Genomic DNA, 23,270 nt, shown 5'->3' with positions numbered 1-23,270 from the left:
AAATCCACTTTCCAGCTTATTGATGAACGGTTACTTTTCCTGTCTGGTAATCCAGGCTAATCCCACTTTGAACATTAGGAACAAAAACATTAAACTCAAGGGTTCCATCACTCGATTTGGCTTCGATCTGTGATCCTAAAGGAATCAGATCTTCCGGCTGATTGTAGATCAAGGTGACCCGATAGCGGATCCGCTTGTTCTTATCCAGTGCCTTTCGGACTAGGGTCTCATAGTAGTTTTGACCAGTAGAATGAGGATCATTAGCTTGATTGGACCAGGCCGTTTGTACAGCGATATTTTTGGGATTACTAGTCGAAGCATCAAACCCTTTGAGATTACCGATCAAGGCATAGCCCAATAGGTGGCCCCGATCTACCGCATGGTCATACTCGCCAGACAGATTGTGGACCTGATGCCAGCCTGCTGGTTTCCAATCGGTTAGTCCACTTCCTGTTGCATCGCGATCTCTATACTGCCGCGTCGCCTTACTCATGAGGGCATTGGCAACTGTCGGTAGGGTCTTTCCATTCACTTCTTTAGTCTTGTTATCCGCATAAGGTTGACTAGCAACACTGGCATCCAGATCTGTTCGATTCCCCTTAACGACAAAGGCACCAGCACCATTCCATTCCAACTCATTTCCCAATTGCGAACGGGCAGATTTCGTTAGCACCGAGCTGGCTAATTCCTTACTCGGTGTTTCATTTTGGCTACTGGTCACTACGGAAACAACCTGATCTGTCGCTTCTTTTACCGTCGGTTGGTTAAAATAATAACCACCGATTGCTAGGGCTGTTGCCACCACAAACCCAGCTAGTGTTTGTTTGGTTCGTTTGGTTACTGTTTGTTTTGTCATGCCTCTCTCCAAAAAAGAGCAGCGCTAGATGGGTCACTGACTCGATTCGCTGCTCTCCTTTTTACTCAATGTTATTTAAATCTTATTTGCCTGTTAGCTTCCCAATGATTTCTGACCAGGTATCCGGAGAGAGAATGGACCATGGATTTTTTCCATCGCCAATCACTCCATAGCCAATGACCAAACCAATTGCAAAAATGATAATGCCAATCACAGCCAACAGAAGGACAATTCCTAGCTGTTTTCCAACATAGCGAAGATTAGTTTTCATCGTCTTCTTCCTCTACACGTTTCACGTCTGCACCTAGTGCCACCAATTTCTCATGGAATTGATAATAACCACGGTCTAAGTGACTTAATTTGCTGACCTTTGTTTCTCCTTCTGCCACTAAGCCCATCAAAACAAGCGTTGCACTCGCACGTAAATCGGTCGACATGACCTCTGCACCCTGGAAGCTTTCGCCTCCTACAATGCGAGCTGTATCCCGCATAATATCTGAGTGAACGCCCATTCGACGCATTTCTTCCAAATGCTGGAAGCGATTCTCAAAGACCGTTTCAATCATGGTGGACTCACCCTTAGCCATGGCCATCAAGGCTGTGAATTGAGCCTGCATATCAGTTGGGAATCCTGGGTAGGGAAGAGTTTTAACGGTCACTGGACGAAGTTTACTGATATCGGATTGAATCCGAATCCCATTTTCTTCTTCGGTGACCGTCACGCCCATCTCCTGCATCTTAGACAGCAGCGGACGATTGTGTTCCCAAATAGCATCTTCGATCAAGACATCTCCACCAGTCATGGCTGCCCCAACCATAAAGGTTCCAGCTTCGATACGGTCTTGCACAACATTGTGGTCCGCCCCATGCAAACTCTCCACTCCGACGATGGTTAAGGTCTCTGTTCCTGCCCCCTTGACATTAGCACCCATTTTATTAAGTAAGAGTGCTAGATCAACAATTTCAGGTTCTCGAGCTGCATTTTCAATTACAGTGACTCCATCTGCCAAGGTTGCGGCCATCATAATATTTTGTGTCGCACCTACAGAAGGGAAATCCATATAGATATGCGCTCCATGAAGTCGGTCTGCTTTCGCTTCGATATAACCGGCCGTTTGTGTAATTTCAGCCCCCATGGCTTCCAGACCTTTGAGATGGAGGTCTATCGGACGACTACCGATCGTACAGCCTCCAGGCATGGAGACTTTAGCATGGCCATTGCGTGCCAAGACAGGACCCAAGACAACGATAGAGGCCCGCATCTTGCTCACATACTTATAAGGTGCTTCCTCTGATAATTTTTCTTGCGCATCTACGACAACCGTATTTTCTTCTTCATTGAAGGTCACTTGTGCATTCAAGCCACGAACGACATTGTTCATTGTGAAGACATCTGATAAAACAGGGACATTTTTTAAGGTTGTCACGCCCTCACTTGCAAGGACTGTTGCAGCAAGAAGCGGAAGGACCGCGTTTTTTGCTCCTTCGATTTTGACAGTTCCAACTAGTCGATTATTTCCACCATTAACGATTATTTTTTCCATACGGGATTGTTCTCCAATTTCTTAAAGTCACGACTTCTATCATACCATATTTTTGATAAAATGTGGCTAGAATTGGCCAATAAAAATCTGCCGACTCATCTCATACACGCTGATAAAAAATGAGCTGGCTAGATAGCCGATTCCAATGCTGAGCATCAAGATCAAAAAACGGATTTTAACAGCATTTTCAGTACTTACTTTTAAAAACTTTTCCCATTGAACTAGGTTCAACAATAGGTAATAGGCAAAAAAGATAAACAATAAATGGCTTGAAAAGTTAAAAATCATTTGGATCATACAGCTATTATACCATATTTGATTCTCACTTTCTTCTTTTGATTCTCACTCAACAAAAATAAGGCGAGGACAAGACCTCTACCTTATTTTTTAATATGTTATAAACGATTTCCGACATTAATCCGGTTAATGGCGCGTTGAAGAGCAATTTTAGCACGACGTTCCATATCAACCGAATGCTGATCTTTGGCTTCTTCAATCGCTTTTTCAGCTCGCAGTTTGGCACGTTCTGCACGACTAATGTCGATATCTCGAGCACGTTCGGCAGAATCAGCAACAATGGTAATGACATTATCTGCTACTTCGATAATCCCCCCATTGACTGCAATCCAATCAATATGTTTGTCATCGTCGACACGACGAACCTTTACTTGGTCTACAGCCAAAACCGCAATGGTATTGATATGATGAGGTAAAATCCCTAATTCACCATCAATTGTCTTGACAGATACAAATGCGGCATGATGATCATAAACCAGTCCATCCGGTGTAACGATTTGGACGTTCATTTGACTCATCTTTCACCTCTTCTTAGAATCCCATTTTTTCAGCTTTGGCAATCACATCTTCGATCGATCCAACACCACGGAAGGCATCTTCAGGAAGATGGTCATATTTCCCGTCCAAGATTTCTTTAAAACCACGAACAGTTTCTGCAACAGGTACGTATGAACCAGGTTGACCGGTAAATTGTTCGGCAACGTTGAAGTTTTGTGACAAGAAGAATTGGATCCGGCGAGCACGAGCAACCAAGGTCTTTTCTTCGTCAGACAATTCATCCATCCCCAAGATCGCAATGATATCTTGCAATTCATGGTAACGTTGAAGGACGCGTTTGACCTCAGAAGCTACTGCATAGTGTTCTTCTCCTACGATTTCTGGAGAAAGGGCACGTGAGCTTGATGCCAATGGGTCCACCGCAGGGTAGATCCCCAATTGTACCAATTTACGTTCCAAGTTGGTGGTTGAATCCAAGTGGGCAAAGGCGGTTGCTGGCGCTGGGTCTGTGTAGTCATCGGCTGGCACATAGATGGCTTGGATGGATGTAACAGAACCTTTCTTGGTTGACGTAATCCGTTCTTGCAATTGCCCCATTTCAGTTGCCAAAGTAGGTTGGTAACCAACGGCTGAAGGCATCCGTCCCAAAAGGGCTGATACTTCAGAGCCGGCTTGGGTGAAACGGAAGATATTGTCGATAAACAAGAGAACGTCCTGACCTTCGACATCACGGAAGTATTCCGCAATGGTCAAACCAGTCAAAGCAACACGCATCCGTGCTCCAGGTGGCTCATTCATTTGTCCAAAGACCATGGCTGTTTTTTCAATAACACCAGATTCTTTCATTTCCCAGTAAAGGTCATTCCCTTCACGTGTCCGTTCCCCAACACCGGTAAATACAGAAATACCACCGTGTTCTTGGGCAATGTTATGGATTAATTCTTGAATCAAGACAGTCTTCCCTACTCCGGCACCACCGAAGAGTCCGACCTTCCCACCTTTCAAATAAGGGGCTAAAAGGTCAATGACCTTGATCCCTGTTTCAAGAATTTCTTCTGAAGTAGAGAGCTCGTCAAAGGATGGAGCTTTTTTGTGGATGGAGTCACGAGGAGCATCCTCAGCAAAAGGTTGATCCAAGTCAATGGTATCTCCAAGAACATTGAAGACACGTCCCAAGGTTTCTTTTCCGACAGGAACAGAGATTGGACGACCTGTGTCCAAGACTTCCATTCCACGTGTTAAACCATCGGTTGATTCCATGGCGATGGTTCGAACGACCCCATCACCAAGTTCCAAAGCTACTTCAAGAACGACTTTTGATTTTTGTTGGTCATTTTTATAGACTACAAGCGCATTATTGATCTCAGGAAGTTTATCTCCAACAGAAAAGGCAACGTCTACGACGGGACCTACGACCTGAGAAATTTTGCCTAAACTCATGTCATTCTCCTATTCTAAGTAATTTCTACTGCTCAAAAGTTCTCTTTCGAGCATCTGTTTTTGTATTTAAAATTGTATCCGACAACTATTCAAGGGCGCTAGCACCCGCAACGATTTCTGTAATTTCTTGTGTAATCGCTGCTTGACGAGCACGGTTGTATTGAATCGTTAATTCATCAATGACTTTCTTGGCATTGTCTGTTGCAGTTTGCATAGCCATCATCCCAGCAGCATTTTCAGCTGTTTTAGCATCAATAATGGCACCATAGATCATGCTTTCAGCAAATTGAGGGAGCAATTGATCCAAAATGGCATCTCGACTAGATTCCAATTCTAGATTCAATGCATAGTCCTCATCCGCTTCATTGGGGTCCAAATCAATAATTGGAAGCATTTGTTCCACCCGCATTTGACTCGTCAAACTGTTGACGTGGTGGTTGTAACAGACATACAACTCATCAAACAAACCTTCTTGATACATTTGGACTGTTTTCGAAATGATCTTGCGAACTTCCTTAAAGCTAGGCTGATCAGGCAAACCACGCAATTCATAAACCGGCTGAATCCCACGGGCGCGGAAGAAATCCGCACCGACGCTTCCAATACAGATCACTTCAAAGTCATCTCCAGTTGGATGGTATTCTGCCTTCATTTCCATCATGGTTTTAAGGATGGAGGCATTGTAGCCCCCGACCAAACCACGATCGGATGTAATGACAATATAAGCTGTCTTTTTAACCGGGCGACTTACCAACATGGGATGGGACTTGGCATTTTCTGTTTCATGTCCATGGAGCAAGTCTGTTAATAACTTACGTACCTTGGCAGCATAAACCTGAAAATCCTTGGCTGCTTGCTCAGATTTCCCGAGTTTAGCAGCAGACACCATCTGCATGGCATTGGTAATTTGACTGGTATTTTTAGTGGATGCAATTTTATTCTTTATATCATTTAATGAAACTGCCATCTTCCACTCCTATTTCTATTTGAAATTTGACTGGTTGACAAATTCTGTAAGGGCTGCATCCAGTTCTTCTTCTGCTGGAAGATCATGTGTTGAACGAATCGTCTCAAAGATTTGATTATAATGTGCTTCAAAGTAATCAAACAACTCTTCTTGGAAACGAAGAATGTCATCTACCGGAACACTATCTAAGAAACCATGAGTCAAGGCGTACAAGATCACAACTTGTTTTTCAACCGTCAGTGGTTCATGAACAGGTTGTTTCAATACTTCAACCGTTCGGCGACCACGGTTCAATTTAGCTTGAGTGGCCGCATCCAAATCACTACCAAATTTCGTGAAGGCTTCTAACTCACGGTATGAAGCGAGGTCGATACGAAGGGTACCAGCAACCTTCTTCATGGCCTTGATTTGAGCAGATCCACCTACCCGAGATACAGAAGAACCTGCATCAATGGCTGGACGAATACCGGCATTGAACAAACTATCTTGCAAGAAGATTTGTCCGTCTGTGATCGAAATCACGTTAGTTGCGATATAAGCGGAAATATCTCCTGCTTGGGTTTCAATGATTGGAAGAGCTGTAATAGAACCCCCACCCAATTCATCTGAAACTTTAGCTGAACGTTCCAACAAACGGCTGTGAAGATAGAAGACATCCCCTGGGAAGGCTTCACGTCCTGGTGGACGACGGAGAAGAAGGGACAATTCACGGTAGGCTACGGCTTGTTTTGACAAATCATCATAGACGATCAAAACATGTTTACCGTTATACATGAACTCTTCTGCCATAGCAACCCCAGCATAAGGTGCCAAATAAAGTAATGGAGACGGTTGAGAAGCCGAAGCAGTTACCACAATCGTATAATCCATAGCTCCGTATTTACGGAGAGTTTCTACTTGCGTACGAACTGTTGATTCTTTTTGACCAATCGCCACATAGATACAGATCATATCTTGACCCTTTTGGTTCAAGATGGTATCAATGGCAATCGAAGTTTTCCCTGTTTGACGGTCCCCGATAATCAATTCCCGTTGACCACGTCCGATTGGAACAAGGGCATCAATGGCTTTCAAACCAGTTTGTAGGGGTTCTGAGACAGATTTCCGTTGCATAACACCAGGAGCTGGCGTTTCAACTGGACGGAATTTATCTGTCACAATCTCACCCAAACCATCCACTGGTTGTCCAAGTGGGTTGACAACACGACCAATCAAGGCATCTCCTGCAGGGACTTCCATGATTTTACCTGTACGACGGACAGAGTCTCCTTCACGAATATCCGTGAAATCACCCAAGATGATGATCCCGACATCCGTTGTTTCTAAGTTTTGGGCCATCCCGTATGAGCCATTTTCAAAGATCAACAACTCACCACTCATGGCATTTTCAAGCCCATGAGCGCGGGCAATCCCGTCACCAATGTAGGTTACAACACCTGTCTCAGTGACGTCAAAGTTTGGCTTGAAATTTTCAATTTGTTGCTTAATTAAAGCGCTGATTTCTTGTGCGTTAATCGCCAAAATTCACACCACTTTCTATTTCAATTTAGATTTTATGACTTGCAATTGGTGTTTGAGACTGGTATCCAATGTTTTATGATTGGCTGTCACGACAAAACCACCAATTAGATCTGGATCGATCTTTTGTTGGATTGAGCGAACCTGGATGCCAAATTTTCTTTCGATAATGGGTACCAATTTTTGCTCTTGAGCTGGATCCAAGGCTGTAGCTGTCGTAACCGTCACGACAAAAGCATTACTCAGTCGTTGGATCTGATCTAAACAAATCGTTACAATGTCATAAAATAAGGCTTCACGATGATTGAGAATAACCACTTCAATCAAATGGTCGAGTAATTGTGAATCTGAGGGTTGAAAAAGTCGTAGACTTTTTGCTTTCTCTTCATCCTCTACACCGATATGAGCTAAGAAGTTAGCAAGTCCCGTTTCCTCAAAAATACCCTTGATTTGGGTTAATTTTTCAAAGACCAGGTCTTGTTCTCCTTTTTCAAAGACCAATTGAACAAAAGGCTGGGTATATTTCTCAATCACCATCAGTTGCTTTTTGTCCATTAGGCTTCTCCTAATTCATCAAGATAGCGATCGATCAGTTGGCGTTGACCTTCAGCATCCAGCTGTTGGCTCAACAATTTGCTGGCAAGATTGACAGTGAGATCTGCCACATCGCCTTTGATACTGTTCAATGCTTCTTCTTTGTTATGCGCAATTTCTTGTTGCGCTTTTTCTTTCAAACGTACTGCTTCTTGAGTGGCTTCTGAAAGGATCTGAGATTTGTTCTTTTCTGCAGTTTCCTTTGCATTTTCGACGATAGACGCTGCTTCTTTGCGGCTACCTGCCAACTCTTCTTCACGTTTATTTGCTAGTTCCTCAGCTTTTTGACGAGCTGATTCTGCTCCATCAATATCATCTGTAATCTTTTTGGCACGCGCTTCTAAAATTCCATTGATATTGTTCCATGCAAATTTCTTTATTAAAAAGATTAATAATAGGAAGGAACCAGCAATGAGAATAAAGTTACCAATAATTTCACTCATTGATACATGCATTCTTCTACTCCTCCTCTACTTACTCTTCGCCATTAATTTTCTTACCAATATAGATTGATGACAACATGGTAAACACATAGGCTTGGATACATGAAATGAAAATCGAAAACGCTGTCCACGCCATGCTTCCAATAAAGGCAAATGGATACCAATAAACAGCTTGATGCGACAAAGTCACAAGCAAGCTTGCTAGTACCTCACCCGCAAAGATATTTCCGAAGATCCGAAGGGCCAAGGAGGCAAAGTTCGTTAATTCTTCCAAAATATTCATGGGGGTCATAAATCCAGGTGTCACAAAAGCCTTCAAATATTCCTTCACACCACGTCGGCGAATTCCTTCTACATGGGCGATTAAGGTGATCAAAAATGAAAAGGCAAAGTCATAACCCAGGTTAGCGGTTGGTGATGTCCACAAATTGTAACCATTGGTCGTTTCGATTTTAGCCATCAATCCAATGTTATTGGCCACTAAAAGGAATAGGAAAAGAACAAACAAGAACAAGGAATAGTCCTTTATATAATGTTCCCCAATATTTCCTTTGGTGAAACCTACGACAAAGTCATATGCGTATTCCAGCACATTTTGTTTGCCCTTTGGTCGGATCGTCATTTTACGGCTGGCCCAATAAATAAAGCCAAAAACCACCAAAACAGCAATCAAGGTCATAGCAAGTAGGGTCAAATTAAAAGTTACAGGTCCAAGAGTGATCGTTGGATTGATACTTTCTTCCAAGGTTTGACACCTCCTTTTCTAAAACAGAAGCGTCTATTTGATAATAAAGGCCATGACCAAAGTAACGAAGAAAGTACCTTCGACAAAGGCAACACCAAGAATCAAGAGGCTACGCAATTGACCGATAATTTCTGGTTGACGAGACGCAGATTTCAATAAACTGCTCATCATCAAACCTTCTGCCAGTGATACACCAAAGCAGGCTAAACAAAGACCTAAAAATGTTAAATTCATGATGAATTCTCCTTTTATATATTTTACCTCCTTAGTTTACTCCTAAAAGATATAATAGTCAAATATTTCCTAGAAAAGAAAGCGTTTTTGTTAAATTACGTTATTTTTTTAATATGATAAATTTTCCGATCTACGATTGATTCCTTTTAATTTTTAGACACTTTGTACACCTCTATTCATTTTTTCTTCTAAAAAACTCTCACCTGCTCAGCAGATGAGAGAATTCAATTATTTAAAGATAGACGTTTTAAAACTATCAGTTTGTTGCAGCAATTTCTTAAAGATTTTTTCTTTCAGTGCAACCGTATTGTCAAATTTGACAGAACCGTTACTTAGAGTAGCCTTATCTTTATCAACCGCTTCAGCAAATGCACGTTTCAGGTCTTCATAGCTAGTGTAGGTTTTACCATCGATGTCAATAGCCTGAATTCCATTCTTGGCACTGGTCACAACTTCATTGAAGTAAGCTTTCTTCCAATCTTCAAGGGTACTGAATCTTCCATCAGAAATCTTTTGAATGATGTAATCATCCCCTAGAGTCGCATGGCCTGCTTGTTTGGATTCTTGTTTATACTTGTTTGAAGCATAGCCTAGGAAGCCTTTTTCATAGCCATAGTAACCCCAAATTCTGAAGGTGTTGTGTTTGAAGGACATAGCTCCAGGAGCCCCTTCACTGGTGTTCCCACCATAGATAACTGACATCATCGGCACGGTCACATAGGCTGAACCAAAGTCTGATGGATTATAGACTCCATTTCCTGGACCACGGTTGGTCATAAAGTTGTTAGTAATGAGGTCATCTACCGTATGCAAGGCGATGGCTTTTTCCTCATCACTCAAAGGACGTACCTTATCGAATTGATTCTTGGTATTAGCTCCTCGGTATTGTTTATCAACCTTCTTGAACCAAGCATTGTTTAAGTCCTTACTATGTTTGTCCAATACAGCTTCTCCTTCTAGGTAATCTAGAAGCATGAGCGTATCGTTATACCCTTTCATGTAGCGATCAATCTCATCACGTGATTGAAGATCGTTTGGATTGGTATTGTACCATTGGTTGCCATCGTTAGGACGTTCATAGGCCATGTTGAGACCTAAGGCTTTGTATTCCCCATTTGGATTCGATACTGATGGTGTTTGGAGCATTCCTTGAGCAAATGCCTCAAGATCTGTTCCTTCACGGTGTCTCCAACCTCCTAAATAAACCATTCGGTCATTGACGTGCGTCGTTTCGTGCGTAAAGGCAGATACTCCAAAATCACTAATCATATCCGTCACCATGAAGAAGACAGAATCATCTTTATAAGGATTTCCATAGACGCGAGCAGTTGCTCCCATGCGCCAATCAGTCGCATGGTAACGATCGGTTGGTCCATATAATTCACGAATTGGAGCGACATCTTTTCCACTATTCGTATGGCCATAACGGTCTGTACTAATGCCTTTATAGTTTTGATTATCAAGGACAGGGGTCGGCACCATATTATTGCTCTTTAGGAGCTGGTTGCGAACATTATCAGCTGCTAATCGCGACCAGAAATCCAAGTAGTCCTGTTGGGCTTTTGCTACTTTATCAATTTCCGCCTTGAAGGCATTTCGTTCTGCCTCAGTGTTTTTACCGTATTTCTCGAAGGAACTATAGGCCAAGGTATTGTATGTTGAAATCAAGAACATGTGCGCATCTTTAAGATTCAAGAGTGGCAAGATCATTTTACCGTGCACGTCATTATTTAATCCTTCGTAAGCTCGATGTTTCTTATCGGCAAATTCAGGAGTCCTTGTTTTTGGCTCTACAATATAGACATTGTCTTTGGTTGCTTTGATGAACCAATCATTCAAGTCTGTATCAGTTGTAAAGAGGTCCATATTGTACTTCAGGAAGTCATTTAGGTTGCTAGAAAGAGTAGACTTCGCAACGACTTCTCGGAAGGCATCATGGGTACGAGTTCCTTTGATGTAGTCTTCTTTTGAACCAATTTCAATCAAACGGTCTAAGACATCAACATTCTTCCCATAGAAGTCTGGCTTGAACAACATGAGCTGCTTAAGATTGACATCATCGAACTTCACTCCGTAATAGCGATTGAGGTAAGAAAGCCCTAAAAGAACGGCCGCCTCGTTGTCATCAACTTTCTTGATAAGGGCACGTTTAGCAGCCTCATCTGTGTTTAATTGATGGTCCTCATTTTCAACCAACTGTTTCACAAAGTGAGTCAGATTATCTTTCACCTCTTTGAAGGATTCTTCCAGATAGAGGTTCTTAATAGCATTGACTTTGTTAGGACCTGTTCGACCAAGATGTGTGTAGATTGGATCCGATTGCAATTCTACAGGGCTTAATTTCTCTACAATGGCACCAATGAGATCGCTCCGGTCCTTGTCCACCATATTCGGCGTGTAGACCACTTCACCAAGCTCTGCTACACTGTACTCTTTGACTTGTTTAACTTTGGAGTCTTTCGGTGTAATGCTAAAGATATCTTTTGTCTTATCTGCATAATGGATCAGGATATGATCCGCATCCGCTAGTTCCGTGACAAAATCATTGCCCTTCATAGCGGTCACAGACAAGATTTCCTTGGTCAAGAGAGGACTAGTTGCAGCTAATTTATTCCCCTGGTCGACAAGCCACTCTTTATTGTAGAATGGTTGCAATTTAGCAATATTGCGGTAAGCAAGTTCGCGAGCGGCGTCGTAGCCATCAATTGCCTTGTATTGATCGTCTTTGTTAACAAGGTTATTGAGTTTATCTTCAACAGGTTTCGTGCTTTCAAATTTATCAGCAGTAATCCCCATTGCTTCAATTTTCTGCTCAGCTTCTGCAAGGGAAATGCTGGGGATTTTACGAGAGTTGTTATAGGTTTTCTTACCTTCACTCACGCCTTCCACACTGTAATTGCGCTTGGTTCTTGAATAGGTGAAATAATCATCTGCGTCAATATCTGAGTGACCAAAGACCATCTCACCAGTTTTGACTTTCATCATGGTGATGTTGTCTTCAATAGTCCCCAAGGCCCAGTTGGTCCCTAGTAATCCACCAGACTGAACAGCTTCTTTTAGTTCAATCGAACCTTTAGCAACGGAGTTTCTGAGAACCCCTTCTTTACCTACTGTGTGGTTATTTCCACCATTTTGAGAGGAATAAACGAGACCTGCAGCTTTGGCTTTATTACCAGTGATTTCAGCATCAACGTAAGCTTTTTCAACGACACCTTTCCAGTTCTCACCAACAACACTCGCTAGATAGCCACCTTTGTTCCCAGCAGCGTGCAGTTTACCGATAAAGGCGACATTACTGACCTTCCCACTGCCATCAATTTTATTGACGATTCCTGCTACGTCATTGTTCCCGACAACACTTCCTGTTACTTTAACGTTCTCGACAGTTGCATTGTTTTTGATGACACCTGCGATTGGGGCTACTCGATCTGTCCCAGGTAGGTCAATATTGACATTTTCAAGCAAGAGATTCTTAACCGAGCCACCTTCGATGTTTCCAAATAATGGTCTTGTAATATTATGGATGGCAAATGTATTCCCATCCGTACTTTCCAAAATTCCCTTGAAGGCATTGGTCACATAGGATTTCCCTGCTGGCTGGACATTAGCCGCATTCATATTGCTACCAAGCTTAAAGGTGCCAGTCGGATTGGCTTGCATAGCTTTTACAAGTTCGTTAAAATTGTAGTAGACATCACCTTCATGTGCTTTGGGTTTCGCAATATAGTAGACATAGTCCTCACTGAACTGGTTGTCCGCAGTCCGTTGGATGAGATCAGGAGCTTTAGCTGTTACTTTGTATAGGGTCGCGCCATCTACCGTCACTTCTTCAATTTTATCAACGGCTAGTTTTGTAACCTTATTATCATGGGTAGTGACCTTTAAGTAGTAAGGCTTCACATCTGATGGTGTTTCAGACAAGAGGCTGCTATCGGTCTCAAGACCTTGGTCATCCACGCTAATCAGACTGGTTTCCTTGATGTTTTTGATTTCAACTTTTTTAAGATCAATTCTCAGTGGTTCTTCCTTGAGAACTTCTTCTTCATCCCCATTTCCACGGTCATAGACCATGGTCGTTGCAAGCGTATAATCCTTGTAGTAGTCCAAGTCCGCTAAAGCAGCTGCTAAGTCCGTCTCTGAAAGGGTCAGGGTTTTCACCACTTGATCACCCTTCTTCAATACAGCCTGGATGGACTTGATGGTCACACCGTCTGGTTTATCCAAATGATAAGTAGCTTTGGCACTGCGCTTCAACTCTTCCTGATCAATGTTGGTCAAGGTTAAGGTTGGCTTTTCAAGTTCTTTAGTCCCTTTTTGAATGATCTGATCTTGCGCTTGTTCTACCACTTCTTCGGAAATTGTAGGAGCATCCGTTGTCTTAACTCCCTTAATGGTCTTGTAAACCTTGGTGATTTTCTTCTTCCCATTTTTACCGACTTGAGAAACCCTTTCGGATCCTTTTAGCAAGGTGGCATCTTGTTCGGTTACCGTCTTAAATGGAATTTCCTCATACGAAACATCCTCTGTTTGGCCTTCAATCGCCTTAGTCCCACGACTAATTTTTTCTGTCACAGGAGCTTTTACTGTTTCAGTTGTCGTGCTCACGGGTTCGCCAATCTTCTCACCATTGACCGTCTTATAAACACGACGAATCTCCTGGCTACCAGCCTCGCCTTTCTGAAGAAGGCTTTCTTCATCTGTGTAACGATTGGCATCCGTTACATACTCTGTTTCATATGGAAGGATTACCGTTTCTGTCTCTGTTACCGTCCCTTCCGTTACTTGATAGGTTGGGTTCTCCGGTTGAACAGGAGCTTCACCGACATGGCCTTCTTCCTGTGTCCCTTTTGCTTCCACCACACCTGTATAGGCTGGATTCTCCGGTTGAATTGGAGCTTCGCCGACATGGCCTTCTTCCTGTGTCCCCTTAGCTTCTACTACACTGGTATATTCTGGGTTCTCCGGTTGAACAGGGGCTTCGCCGACATGGCTTTCTTCCTGTGTTCCCTTAGCTTCCACCACACCTGTATAGGCTGGGTTCTCCGGTTGAACAGGAGCTTCGCCGACATGACCTTCTTCTTGTGTTCCTTTGGCTTCCACCACACCTGTATAGGCTGGGTTCTCCGGTTGAACAATAGCTTCACCGACATGACCTTCTTCCTGCGTCCCCTTTGCTGTTACAACTGGAGAAGGGCTGGGTTGAGGGGTTGGTTGGGCATCTTCTTTTGTCCCAACAGCAAGAATTTGTGAAACTGGTTCTTTGGTGACCTTACTTTCAACTACTCTACGAACTTCCTGTCCCTCTACCACACTGACTTCCGTCAATATAGTCCGCTCCCCATTTTGACCAGCAGTCAGCACCTTGGTTTGCCCTTTAGGTAATGTAGGATCAGCTTGTTTGACAGTTTCAAATGGCACAGGCTCAGTAGAGACTTCCAGGCTTGGTTTTTCAACTTGAGGAAAGGCTGGAGCGACTTCTGGGGTCACACGCGCTTGTGCTTCCACTTGTGGAATACCTATACTTGTTTTGATCGTTCCTTCTACAGAAGGTTTCGTTTCCTGCATAGCCTTTGGCTCTTGTAAGCTCGTCTTTTGGACTGACGGGTAACGCAGATAACCAATATAGTCATAGCCGTCAATTTGAATCACGCCATTTGCAAGATCTTTGCTCGATGCGATCGCAAGATCCTGATTATAGGCGCGCAAAACTTGATTTTGTAGGGCTGCGACTTCAACTGGAAGTAGAAGACTTTGTCCCATGGCTCCAATCAAAAGGACGCCCATGACCTTCTTCCGGTGCTTTTTAGAGAGTAAGAGGACCGCAAAGGAAGCAGTGGCTAGACTTAGGCCAAATAGGGCGACTTCCTGACTTCCTGTTTGAGGAAGAACCGACTGAATTGCTTCCTTCTTCTTATAGACGAGATAGAAAGTATCTTCATTTTGATACTCTTCAGGGATTGCATGAATCACCTGTTCTTTTTCTTCAGCAGTTAGCTCTTCTTCTGTCACATATCCTAAGTGCACATGAGTAGGGAGGGTCACCTGATCTGCTTGGACAGGACGAGCCCCTAACAGGCTTCCTCCTAATAAAAAGGCTCCAATGGCTACCGGACCAACACCGACAGATAATTTTCGAATCGAATATTTGGTCATTTTTTCAAACGTTTGTTTCGCTTTTTTCATCCTAAAATTCCTATATAGTAATATTTAACCCTCGAGCAAGGACCTGATTATTTTTAGAGAGGATGGGATCCTTTCCAGAAATAAGAACCTTCCCGGGATTTTTTACCTTTACCTATCTTATCTTTTTTCTTCTATTTTAGCAAGCTCTAAAACTCAAAAAAATAAACCGTTTTCTTTATAGGAAGAAAGCAACACAAAAAACGCCTCGAAAGGCGTTTGTATTATAGATCTATTTATAAGGATTGGTACAAATCATTGTATCGTTGACTAGCCGTATCCCATGAGAAGTCACGCGTCATAGCTTGCTCTTGCAGACCATACCAAGCCTGTTTGTCATTGTAGTAGACAGCCAAGGCTTCATCAACTGCCCAGTTAAACCAATAGCCAGATAAATTATTGAAGCTAAAGCCTGTTCCACTTCCATCAACAGCATTATACGGTTGGACTGTATCTCGAAGTCCGCCGACTTCATGCACCAGAGGAAGGGTTCCATAACGCATGGCCATCATTTGAGAAAGGCCACATGGTTCAAAGCGGCTTGGCATCAAGAAGACATCCGACGCTGCATAGATTTCTTGGGCCAATTGGACATCAAATGTGATATTCGCTGAAAGTTTATCTGGGTAGGCTTGACCAAACCAAGCAAAGGCATTTTCAAATCCAGGGTCTCCTGTCCCCAGCAAAACAATCTGAATATCCTTTTGCAAGAGTTGATGCAACTCTTCTACCACCACATCAAAACCTTTTTGACGTGTCAAACGAGAGACGATCCCAAACAAAGGAACATCATCGCGAACAGATAGACCAACACGTTCTTGAAGAGCTCGTTTGCTGGCTGCTTTACCTGAAAGATCTGAGAGACTGAAGTGATGAGTCAAGAGTGGATCCGTTTCAGGATTATACAGATCCGCATCAATCCCGTTAACAATTCCGGTCACCTTGCCAGACTCCATTCGAAGGATCTGATCCAAGCCACAACCATATTCAGCAGTCATAATCTCATGCGCATAGCTAGGAGAAACGGTTGTTACACGGTCAGCATATAGAATACCGGCTTTCATCCAGTTCAGGCAATCATTCCATCGAAGTGTTCCATCTGCATAGCGTTCAAATCCAACTCCGAAAAGATCCCACAACATTCCTGGGTCGAACTGACCTTGGAATTCCAAATTATGGATGGTCAACACTGTCTTAATTCCATGATAAGCTTGAATCCAACGGTATTTTTCCTTCAGCAAGAAAGGAATCATCGCTGTATGGTAATCATGGGCATGAAGAACATCTGGAATGAAATCAACCCGTTCCATCGTTTCTAAGGCCGCGAGCTGGAAGAAGGCAAAGCGTTCGCCATCATCGAAGTCACCATACACATGGCCCCTAAAGAAATAATGTTGGTTATCAATAAAGTAAAAGGTGACTCCATCGCGCACAATGCGTTTCACACCAACATATTGACTTCTCCAGCCAACCTTGGTCTCAAAATGCAAGACATCTTCGATTTGATCTCCAAACTTAGCCTCTACCATATCATAGTAAGGGAGGATCACGCGCACATCATGACCACTTTTCGCTAAGGATTTAGGAAGAGCGCCAATAACGTCTCCCAAACCACCTGTTTTAGAAAACGGTGCTCCTTCAGCTGCAACAAATAATAGTTTCATTAGACAATATCCTCTGTAACAATCGTTCCTTTTTTAACCACGACAGGTGTTTCCTCTGTACCACGAATCGTCACGCCAGCAGCCACTTCGACCCCCTTATCCAGGATAGCATGTTCAACGATTGCATTTTCACGAACCACTACACCAGGGAAGAGAAGGCTACTGCGTACTTCTGAACCTTCATAAAGGCGTACCCGACGTGAAACAATGGAACGTTCAACGGTTCCTTCTACAATACTACCCGAAGCAAATTGAGACGTTTTAATATGTGAAGTCTTGGAATAATACGTTGGTTCTTCATTCTTCACTTTCGTATACACCTTTTGGTTTGGTGAAAAGAGCTTCATGAATTTTTGGTTTTCCAACATATCCAAGTTTGCATGGTAGTATGATTCAACTGAATGAATATTGGCTAAGTAACCTGTATATTCAAAGGCAAAAGCATTGTATTCCACCGCCAAATCACGCAAGATATAGCGCAATTTTTGTGGGTATTCTTTCTTGGCTTCTTCTTCAATTTTTTCAATCAACCAAGGAGTATCTACAATAAAGACATCTGTTGACATATTGTAGACTTCATCAGGATTCTGACCATCAAAAAGTTTTTGCTCTGTAACATGGTCTGTTTCATCAATTTCCAAGACAGCATTCACTTCAGAAATGTTTTGCAGATGCAACTTTTTATAAACCACTGTAATCGGACGATCAATGGTATTATGAAGGTGGAAAATCTGATTGAGGTCAATATTCATTAATACATCACAGTTCAAAGCAACTGTTTGATTAGAACCAGACCGTTTCAAATAGGTTAATAATTGTTGGTAGTATTCTGGTCCTACCGTTGTATTTTCAACTGGAGTATTATAGATTCCGAGGTAATAGTGGCTCAATAAAGTAGACAAGCCCCACTCACGACCTGAACGAATATGGTCAAAGACCGAACTAATATTTTCTTGTTGGAAAATCCCAAAAACACTACGAATACCAGCATTTGCAAGACTAGACAATGGGAAGTCGATTAAGCGGTATTTCCCATCAAACGGTAGGGATGCTACCGGACGATGGCTGGTCAAAGTGGACATATCATGATACCCAACTGTATTTCCTAAAATGGCTGAATATTTATCAATCTTCATCTGTTGCTACCCCCACTTTTTCATTGTAACCGACAACTTGTACTTCCTCTGTTCCATCAATCACGACACCTTCTGCAATGACTGCGCCTTCTCCGATAATCGCGCGTTTCACGACAGCTCCTTTACCGATAATGGCATTGCTCATCACGACAGCATCTTCGACAACTGCTCCTTCACGAACTTGAGCTTCTGTTGATAAGATGGAGTGTTTGACTGTACCGTCTACCGAACAACCGTCGACGACAAGAGAATCTTCGACGTGGCCATGTTCTCCAAAGAAGTTTGGTGGTGAAATAAGGTTGCGTGAATAGATTTTCCAGTGACGATCGCGACTATCCAAGGCATTATTTGGATCGATATATTCCATATTGGCTTCCCAAAGAGACTCAATCGTACCAACGTCTTTCCAATAACCATTGAATTCATAAGCATAAACACTTTCGCCTGATTCTAGATACGTTGGAATGACATTTTTACCGAAGTCTGACATATCGATATCACTCTTTTCAGCAGCAACCAACATATTGCGCAGACGAGCCCAGTCAAAGATGTAAATCCCCATGGAAGCCTTAGTTGATTTTGGTTCAGCTGGTTTTTCTTCAAATTCGACAATCCGATTATTGGCATCTGTATTCATGATTCCAAAACGGCTTGCTTCCTTCAAAGGTACATCTAGGACTGCAACGGTCAAACTTGCGTTATTATCCTTGTGCGCTTGAAGCATGTCATCATAGTCCATCTTGTAGATATGGTCACCAGAAAGAATCAAGACATATTCAGGATTGATGCTGTCGATATAGTCGATGTTTTGGAGGATGGCATGGCTAGTTCCTTCAAACCAACGATTTCCTTCACTAGCTGAATAAGGTTGGAGAATAGACACACCCGTATTGATTCCATCTAAACCCCAGCTGGAACCATTCCCAATATGGCTGTTAATGGCAAGTGGTTGATACTGTGTAATCACACCAACATTGTGAATTCCTGAGTTGACACAGTTTGAGAGAGCAAAATCGATAATCCGATAGCGCCCACCAAATTGAACCGCAGGTTTCGCGATGTTTTTGGTTAATTTTCCAAGACGTGTTCCTTGCCCACCGGCAAGAATTAAAGCGAGCATTTCATTCTTCATTGACTACTTCCTCTTTTTAAAGCTTGGACTCCCTTAGAGTCAACCGATCATCATTTTTTATCTGATGTTTTAGATTTCGTTTTGCGAACCTTCCGTTTCACCTTCCAAATGCTAGCTCCTAAAGCCGGCAAAGTAAAGGTCAAAGTTTGTTCATAATCCTTCCACAGTCCATCTTGAGACTGAACTGTCGGATTGTGCTCTTTCCAGACACCTCCCCATTCTTCTAATTCTGTATTCCAAATTTCTTCATAGACCGCTGATATAGGCACACCAATCGTAAAGTCCTTGCGTTCTACTGGTGCCATATTAAAGACGCACACCAAAAGATCACCCTTACGATTTTTCCGGATCATAGACAAGACGCTCTGATCCCGGTTATCTGCATCAATAATCTCTAAGCCATCAAAGCTATCATCAATCTCCCACAATTCCTTGTGTTCTTTGTAGAAATGATTGAGCTGAGAAGTGAAACGACGCATCTTAGCATTCATTTCATCCTCTAGATTGCCCCATTCCAATTGCTCTTCTGACTTCCATTCCAAAAATTGACCAAATTCTGAACCCATAAAGAGTAATTTCTTACCTGGATGGCAAATCTGATAGGTCAAGAGGTTACGGAGTCCAGCAAATTGATTGTAACGATCTCCCCACATCTTATGCATCAAACTCTTCTTACCATGCACCACTTCATCATGTGAAAATGGTAGTAAGAAGTTTTCAGAAAATGCATACATGAAACTAAAGGTTACCAGGTTAAAGTCAAATTTCCGGTAGATGGGATCTTCTTCGTAGAATCGAAGGATATCATTCATCCACCCCATATTCCATTTATAGTCAAAGCCAAGTCCACCTTCTTCTTCAGGACCCGTGATCTTTTGACCAGCAGAACTTTCTTCTGCAATCATCATGACATCTGGGTGTTCGTTCTTGATAATCGCATTCAACCGTCTAAGGAAATGAACGCCTTCGTAGTTGAGGTTTCCACCATCAATATTTGGTGTCCATGGACCGCTATCGTAGTCAAGATAGAGCATATTGCTCACAGCATCGACCCGAATCCCATCTAAATGATAGGTATCAATCCAAAACTTCAAACTAGAAATCAAGAATGACTGGACTTGATTCTTCCCTAAATCGAAGTTCAAGGCTCCCCATCCGTAGTTATGAGCACGATGTTCATCCTGGTATTCAAAGGTTGGTGTTCCATCATAATAAGCCAAGGCATCATCATTGATAATGAAATGTCCTGGTACCCAATCCACGATCACTCCGATATTGTTGAGGTGGCATTCTTCCACGAAGTCTTGAAACTCTTCTGGGCTACCATAAGTCTGCTCGAGTGCAAAATAGCCCATAAGCTGATAGCCCCAACTCAAGCCCAATGGATGGGCCATCACTGGCATAAATTCCACGTGGGTGTAGTTCATCTCCACCAAATATGGAATCAATTCTTCTTTTAGTTGTTTGAAGGTATAGGAACTGTGATCCTCATTACGTTTCCACGATCCTGCGTGAACCTCATAAATATTAACAGGTCGTTCCTTAAAACCAAGTTTTTTGCGGCGTGCTCTCCAGAGACCATCTTTCCAGTTTTTCTCTGGAATGGTCTTAATAATAGATCCTGTATTGGGTCTCTTTTCCATCCATAATGCTAGAGGATCGATTTTTTGCACCTGATGACCATTTTGTCGAGTCACCAAATACTTGTATATATCTCCCTCTTTTGCATCGGAACAGAAGACTTCCCAGACGCCTCCTTCATTACGAACCATTGGAATTTTACGAGCTTCCCAATCAGTGAAATCACCAATCAGATCCACCGCCTGAGCATTGGGAGCCCAAACACGGAAGGTAAAGCCTTCTTGTTCTCCCTTTGTTTCCTTGTGAGCTCCTAAGTACTCTTGAAGATGGAAATTATCCCCTCTTCCAAATGTCCATAAGTCTGTGCTTCTATCCATATACTCACCTCTTTACTTTTTGAAAGCGTTTTCTATTTGGTATTATTCTACTATAAAATCACTTAATTTTCAAGTTGATTCCTGTAAAATCATGTAAAATTATCAGGAAAAGTTTTTCCATTTTCTTTCCCGAACCTTTTCGATCCTTCCTTGGTCATCCTCCTTATCTTACTTACGATTATACTATATATACGAGGAAAATCAAACAAAAACCGAACATTTAAATCACTATTTTTATTACTAACTAGTTTATTACGAATAAAATGAACATTTTTATGAACAATGTAAAAAAAGACTAAGACAGATTTGTCTTAGTCTTGTTGAATTCTTAGTCTACGTTCACGTATTCTTTTGAAAGTTCAAGAACTTCTTCCATTGTTGAACATTCAGTAAGAGCACGGTTAGCGTATTCTTGCATTTTAGCTGTGTCGAGTTTCTTCATCAAGCTACGTGTACGAAGGACAGATGTAGCTGACATAGAGAACTCATCCAAGCCCATTCCGACAAGAAGTGGAACAGCAGTTTGGTCACCGGCCATTTCACCACACATACCAGCCCATTTGCCTTCAGCGTGAGCCGCCTTGATCACGTTGTTGATCAAACGAAGGATAGATGGGTTATATGGTTGGTAAAGGTATGAAACTTGTTCGTTCATACGGTCAGCAGCCATTGTGTATTGGATCAAGTCGTTTGTACCAATTGAGAAGAAATCAACTTCCTTAGCAAATTGGTCCGCAAGCATCGCAGCAGCTGGGATTTCAATCATGATCCCTACTTGGATATCATCTGCCACAGCAACACCTTCGGCAACCAATTTTGCTTTTTCTTCTTCAAGAATGCCTTTAGCCGTACGGAACTCCGTCAACAAAGCAACCATTGGGAACATGATCCGCAATTTACCGTGAACAGATGCACGAAGCAAGGCACGCAATTGTGTACGGAACATTTGATTACCAGTTTCAGAGATAGAAATACGCAAAGCACGGTAACCCAAGAATGGGTTCATTTCTTTAGGAAGATCGAAGTAAGGGAGTTCTTTATCCCCACCGATATCCATTGTACGAACGACAACAGGTTTACCATTCATACCTTCAAGAACTGCTTTATAGGCTTCGTATTGGTCATCTTCAGTTGGGAAGTCTTGAGAATCCATGTACAAGAATTCTGTACGGTAGAGACCAACTGCTTCTGCTCCATTGTCATTCACACCTTCAACGTCTTTAGGTGTACCGATGTTGGCAGCCAACTCGAAGTGTTTTCCATCAGCAGTTACTGTTTGAGCGTCTTTAAGGAGAGCCCATTCAGCTTTTTGTTTCGCATAAGCTTCACCAGCTGCTTTGAACTCTGCAATTTGTTCTTCAGTAGGGTTGATCACTACTTCACCAGTGATCCCTGAAACAGCCAAAACATCGCCTTCTTTGACAAGTTCTGTGATGTTATTTGTACCAAGAACAGCTGCGATTTCAAGTGTACGAGCCATGATAGCTGAGTGACTTGTACGCCCACCGATATTCGTAACAAAAGCTTTTACATACTTTTTGTTCAACTGTGCTGTATCAGATGGAGTCAAGTCATGCGCAACCACGATTGCTTCTTCATTGATAGAAGCAGGGTTTGGCAATTTTTTACCAAGCAAGTTGGCAAGGACACGTTTGGTCACATCACGAATGTCTGCTGCACGTTCTTGCATGTAAGGATTGTCTTCCATTCCTTCAAAGATTGCAATGAACATGTCAGTGACTTCTTTCAAGCCAGCTTCTGCATTGATTTTTTTCGTACGAATCGTTTCTTTGATCTGACCAATCATTTCAGGGTCAGCAAGAACCATCATATGCGCATCAAAAACTTGCGCTGCTTCTTCACCAAGGCTTGCTACTGCATTCTCCCGAATAAGAGAAAGCTCGTTTTGTGAAGCTTCAAGAGCTGCATCCAAACGAGCTTCTTCTGCACTTGTATCTTCGACTGAAACAGTCTCAAATGATAAGTCTGGTTGAATGAGCAAATATGCCTTAGCAACGGCAACACCGTCAGATGCTGCAATTCCTTTTAGCATTTTTGTCATAT

At 42.5% G+C, this 23,270-nt stretch carries 18 protein-coding genes; all 18 read right to left on the bottom strand.

Translation table 11 applies throughout. The annotated features are described in order from the left end of the window. Positions 1-16: 16 nt before the first annotated feature. Positions 17-856 carry a DNA/RNA non-specific endonuclease gene (locus LPB220_RS04295; protein WP_150905754.1) on the bottom strand — a complete coding sequence of 280 codons (840 nt, stop codon included), beginning with the start codon at positions 854-856 and terminating at the stop codon, positions 17-19. An 82-nt stretch (positions 857-938) separates the two neighbouring features. Beyond that, positions 939-1,127, bottom strand: coding sequence for a DNA-directed RNA polymerase subunit beta (locus tag LPB220_RS04290; protein ID WP_049486327.1), 189 nt, complete (start codon positions 1,125-1,127; stop codon positions 939-941). After that, entirely contained in the window at positions 1,117-2,400 is a 1,284-nt protein-coding gene (murA, locus tag LPB220_RS04285; RefSeq protein WP_150905750.1) for a UDP-N-acetylglucosamine 1-carboxyvinyltransferase, read from the bottom strand. Before murA ends, LPB220_RS04290 begins: the two co-directional genes overlap by 11 nt. A 66-nt stretch (positions 2,401-2,466) precedes the next feature. Beyond that, complete coding sequence (locus LPB220_RS04280) at positions 2,467-2,697, bottom strand: DUF1146 family protein (RefSeq protein ID WP_013903322.1); 231 nt, start codon at positions 2,695-2,697, stop codon at positions 2,467-2,469. Between the two features lie 98 nt (positions 2,698-2,795). After that, positions 2,796-3,215, bottom strand: a complete 420-nt coding sequence (locus tag LPB220_RS04275) for a F0F1 ATP synthase subunit epsilon (protein WP_003002471.1) — start codon at positions 3,213-3,215, stop codon at positions 2,796-2,798. Positions 3,216-3,228: 13 nt separating this feature from the next. Then, complete coding sequence (atpD, locus tag LPB220_RS04270; protein WP_013903321.1) at positions 3,229-4,635, bottom strand: F0F1 ATP synthase subunit beta; 1,407 nt, start codon at positions 4,633-4,635, stop codon at positions 3,229-3,231. Between the two features lie 85 nt (positions 4,636-4,720). Beyond that, positions 4,721-5,602, bottom strand: a complete 882-nt coding sequence (locus LPB220_RS04265) for a F0F1 ATP synthase subunit gamma (RefSeq protein ID WP_014713090.1) — start codon at positions 5,600-5,602, stop codon at positions 4,721-4,723. A gap of 15 nt (positions 5,603-5,617) precedes the next feature. Continuing rightward, entirely contained in the window at positions 5,618-7,123 is a 1,506-nt protein-coding gene (gene atpA, locus LPB220_RS04260) for a F0F1 ATP synthase subunit alpha (protein WP_150905747.1), read from the bottom strand. Between the two features lie 15 nt (positions 7,124-7,138). Then, a complete protein-coding gene (locus tag LPB220_RS04255) occupies positions 7,139-7,675 on the bottom strand; it encodes a F0F1 ATP synthase subunit delta (RefSeq protein WP_118397054.1) in 537 nt (178 codons plus the stop codon). Then, on the bottom strand, positions 7,675-8,169 hold the full coding sequence (gene atpF / locus LPB220_RS04250; protein WP_118397051.1) for a F0F1 ATP synthase subunit B: 495 nt from the start codon (positions 8,167-8,169) through the stop codon (positions 7,675-7,677). The genes LPB220_RS04255 and atpF overlap by 1 nt, the downstream gene beginning before the upstream one ends. A 19-nt stretch (positions 8,170-8,188) precedes the next feature. Beyond that, the gene (atpB, locus tag LPB220_RS04245; RefSeq protein WP_118397048.1) at positions 8,189-8,902 is read right to left on the bottom strand and encodes a F0F1 ATP synthase subunit A; all 714 of its coding nucleotides are present in this window, start codon (positions 8,900-8,902) and stop codon (positions 8,189-8,191) included. 33 nt (positions 8,903-8,935) lie between these two features. Beyond that, positions 8,936-9,136, bottom strand: a complete 201-nt coding sequence (locus LPB220_RS04240) for a F0F1 ATP synthase subunit C (RefSeq protein WP_003006433.1) — start codon at positions 9,134-9,136, stop codon at positions 8,936-8,938. Positions 9,137-9,364: 228 nt separating this feature from the next. Then, positions 9,365-15,319 carry a ZmpA/ZmpB/ZmpC family metallo-endopeptidase gene (locus tag LPB220_RS04235; RefSeq protein ID WP_150905745.1) on the bottom strand — a complete coding sequence of 1,985 codons (5,955 nt, stop codon included), beginning with the start codon at positions 15,317-15,319 and terminating at the stop codon, positions 9,365-9,367. Between the two features lie 233 nt (positions 15,320-15,552). Continuing rightward, positions 15,553-16,980: a glycogen synthase GlgA gene (gene glgA / locus LPB220_RS04230; protein WP_024054716.1), complete on the bottom strand. Its 1,428-nt coding sequence runs from the start codon at positions 16,978-16,980 to the stop codon at positions 15,553-15,555. Continuing rightward, on the bottom strand, positions 16,980-18,116 hold the full coding sequence (gene glgD, locus LPB220_RS04225; protein WP_150905743.1) for a glucose-1-phosphate adenylyltransferase subunit GlgD: 1,137 nt from the start codon (positions 18,114-18,116) through the stop codon (positions 16,980-16,982). The genes glgA and glgD overlap by 1 nt, the downstream gene beginning before the upstream one ends. Beyond that, positions 18,106-19,248: a glucose-1-phosphate adenylyltransferase gene (locus LPB220_RS04220; protein WP_150905741.1), complete on the bottom strand. Its 1,143-nt coding sequence runs from the start codon at positions 19,246-19,248 to the stop codon at positions 18,106-18,108. The genes glgD and LPB220_RS04220 overlap by 11 nt, the downstream gene beginning before the upstream one ends. 50 nt (positions 19,249-19,298) lie before the next feature. Beyond that, entirely contained in the window at positions 19,299-21,206 is a 1,908-nt protein-coding gene (glgB, locus tag LPB220_RS04215) for a 1,4-alpha-glucan branching protein GlgB (protein WP_150905739.1), read from the bottom strand. Positions 21,207-21,534: 328 nt separating this feature from the next. Next, positions 21,535-23,268, bottom strand: a complete 1,734-nt coding sequence (ptsP, locus tag LPB220_RS04210; protein ID WP_150905737.1) for a phosphoenolpyruvate--protein phosphotransferase — start codon at positions 23,266-23,268, stop codon at positions 21,535-21,537. Positions 23,269-23,270: the final 2 nt, after the last annotated feature.

Origin of the sequence: Streptococcus sp. LPB0220, assembly GCF_008727815.1 — a bacterium.
In the GTDB taxonomy this organism is placed as follows: Bacteria; Bacillota; Bacilli; order Lactobacillales; family Streptococcaceae; genus Streptococcus.
This window is presented reverse-complemented; position numbering and strand designations above follow the sequence as displayed.